We start from the raw sequence: 2407 nt of genomic DNA, 5'->3' as shown, positions 1-2407 counted from the left end.
CCATATTGAGAAATGACAGTGTTAAGACTATTGGATTTGTTCCATTTACATGGGGAACTAAAACTATCGAAGATCATGCCGTTCAGAAAAGAATATATTGCCACTTCCCTTTCGTCCCTAAAACGTATATGCCATTGGGTGATTATCTTAAAAATGTTAAAGTCTGTGACAAAGACACAAAAGATCAGACCATGTGTACTATAGAAAATAATATTGACTACGATAAGACCATTAACTCTATTACTAATACCACCGCCCCTCATGATTTTATTAACATACCTATAGATGATGTTATATCCAATTCCTATTGTCTAAAAACATCAAATGCTTATACTTTAAGTTCTGATGATCTAACCAATGATAATATTCAGAGAAATATAGAGCAAGAAGTTGCGGGCGATACATTAGTAAGCTCTGGGATATTAGCTGGAAATAAATTACTGAAAGAATCGAATTCTACAAATAGTAACAAGTTAATGATCATTCTGTCTGACGGCAGTGACAGTGGTAATGGCATTACAATTACATCAACGCTTATGGAAAAAGAAATGTGCGATAAAATAAAAGAAAATAATATCAGAATGGCATTTATTGCTATTGGATACTCAGAAGAACATAAAACAACAAATAAGTCATATAACATTGATTGGAACAAGTGTGTCGGTGAAGGCAATTATTATGAGGCATACAATGCTCATGAGTTAGAAGCCAGCCTCCGTCAGGCATTGAGCTCAACAAAAACGCCTGAAGTTGGCCGTAATATACCTAAAAACTGATGATCAGGTGCGGTGACATTCACCGCACCTGTTTTGATTATTTCGCGCCGCCCGCTTCCATACCGACTAAGCCAACCTTGAGATAACCTGATTTACGCAGTGCATCCATCACGCTCATCAGGGTTTCATAATCCACCACTTTATCCGCCTGGAAGAAAATGGTGGTTTCTTTATTAGATTGCGTCACTTTATCCAGCGCTGCCGCCAGGGTATCGCGGTCAACCTGCTGATCACCGACATAAAGCTGATTATCGGCTTTAACTGTCAGGAATACCGGTTTTTCCGGCCGTGGCTGTGGTACCGCTGAAGACGCCGGTAAATCCACTTTAATATCGACTGTTGCCAATGGTGCTGCCACCATAAAGATTATCAGCAGTACCAACATTACATCGATAAAGGGTGTCACGTTGATTTCGTGTAATTCACCGCTTTCATCAAGATTGTCATTCATGCGCATAGCCATAAATCACCCCGCACGCAATTGGTGAGGATGCTTAGATGACTTTGCCTCAGCGCTGCTCGCCAGATCAAGGTCGCGGCTTAATAGCAGCAATACTTGGGCGGCAACGTCACCCACCTGTGCACGGTAACTACCAATTAAGCGAGCAAATATATTGTAGATAACTACCGCAGGGATTGCTGCGACCAGACCTAACGCCGTTGCCAGCAAGGCTTCGGCGATACCCGGTGCAACAACAGCCAGATTGGTGGTTTGCGAATGAGCAATACCAATAAAGCTGTTCATAATGCCCCATACGGTGCCAAACAACCCGACAAACGGTGAGATTGCACCGATAGTAGCCAGGAACCCATTGCCTTTACCCATTTGGCGACCAATGGCTGCTACACGGCGTTCCAGCCGGAAAGCCGTACGCTCTTTAATGCCATTGTTATCATTGGATTCTGTCGACAATAGGCGCTCGTTTTGCGCTTCTCGTAGCAGTAAGGCACTAATGCTATCGGTGCTAAAAGCCTCCGCCCGCTCAGACGCGGTATCCATATCAGTCACAGCCCCGATAACTTCATGTTCTTGCTGCAAACGGCGGCGAGCACGGAATAATTCAGTACCTTTGGAGAACAAAATAGTCCAGGTCACGATGGATGCCAGTACCAGACCAATCATCACCCCTTTAACCACCACGTCTGCATGCTGATACATGCCCCAAACAGATAAGTCCATTGCCAACCCTTGTGGTGCTGGAGCTGTTAGTGGCTGAACCGCTGGCGCTGATGTGGCAGGGGCAACATCGTCTGCATTAGCAGGAGTTGCCGCGACTGGGGTGATTTCCGGCGTAGGTAACGGTGTTGATGTTGCCGTTGGTGTGGCAACAGATGCAGCGACTGCACTGCTGTTGCCTGGCGCGGCCTGTACATGGCCTGCCAAACCGGCCACCAGCAATAATGCCATTACGCCTGCTATCATCCGGCCTTGCACGAATGATTTATCTTTAATCTCTTTGCCAGCTATTTTCACGCTGTGCCTCCACCCAATATGCAGATCAATTTAAGGACGAAATCAGGTGCCGATCATATCAAACAAATCGGGGATTGATAGTAATTATCATTAGTATTTGAGACGATTTTTTAAGAATGAAAGAGAATTATTCTGATTGAAACAATTATGTAAATTA

General features: G+C 44.3%; 2 protein-coding genes and 1 pseudogene. 1 reads left to right on the top strand and 2 read right to left on the bottom strand.

Annotated features, from left to right (window positions below):
- Window positions 1-776: pseudogene (locus V1952_RS21180) on the top strand (TadE/TadG family protein); the annotation flags it as partial.
- 37 nt (window positions 777-813) lie between these two features.
- Here V1952_RS21180 and exbD read toward each other — a convergent pair.
- Window positions 814-1239 (bottom strand): TonB system transport protein ExbD, encoded by a 426-nt coding sequence (exbD, locus tag V1952_RS21175; protein ID WP_004390102.1) that lies wholly within the window; start codon window positions 1237-1239, stop codon window positions 814-816.
- Between the two features lie 3 nt (window positions 1240-1242).
- Window positions 1243-2250 (bottom strand): tol-pal system-associated acyl-CoA thioesterase, encoded by a 1008-nt coding sequence (gene exbB, locus V1952_RS21170; protein WP_420075482.1) that lies wholly within the window; start codon window positions 2248-2250, stop codon window positions 1243-1245.
- Window positions 2251-2407: the final 157 nt, after the last annotated feature.

The sequence above is a fragment of the Yersinia sp. 2542 StPb PI genome (assembly GCF_048593855.1).
Taxonomy (GTDB): Bacteria; Pseudomonadota; Gammaproteobacteria; order Enterobacterales; family Enterobacteriaceae; genus Yersinia; species Yersinia enterocolitica_E.
Note: the sequence above shows the minus strand (reverse complement) of the source record. Positions and strands in the feature narration are given on the sequence as shown.

Excerpts from the sequence above, each read along its gene's own strand:
- exbD (WP_004390102.1), bottom strand. The coding sequence starts at position 1,239 with ATGGCTATGCGCATGAATGACAATCTTGATGAAAGCGGTGAATTACAC.